This window comes from Pollutimonas rozaliensis, assembly GCF_048751585.1.
GTDB lineage: Bacteria > Pseudomonadota > Gammaproteobacteria > Burkholderiales > Burkholderiaceae_B.
In genome coordinates, this window is record NZ_JAZHOB010000116.1 from 1 (window position 1) to 272 (window position 272).

The 272-nt window shown below is 57.4% G+C and carries 1 protein-coding gene; it reads left to right on the forward strand.

Features of this window, described 5'->3' with window-relative positions; all coding sequences use genetic code 11:
• On the forward strand, positions 1–272 hold a 272-nt coding region (locus V0R37_RS22205), incomplete at both ends, for a phenylalanine--tRNA ligase subunit beta-related protein (RefSeq protein ID WP_489685819.1).

Consider the following 272-nt stretch of genomic DNA (forward strand, 5'->3'; position numbering starts at 1 on the left):
TGCTCGATGGCCAAACCATCGGCTTTATCGGCGAATTGCGCCCGCAATGGTTGCAAAAATACGATTTGCTGCAAGCGGCGCTGGTGTTTGAAGTGGATATGGCCGCCGTGGCCGCCAAAGAAAAAGCGGCTTACCGGCCGGTGTCGAAATTCCAGCCCGTCCGTCGCGACCTGGCTTTTGTGATGCCCGAAGAGATGAGCCACGAGAGCCTGCTTTCTGCCTTGCGCAGCGAGTCGAGCCGGTTGGTGCAGGAAATCAACGTGTTTGACGTG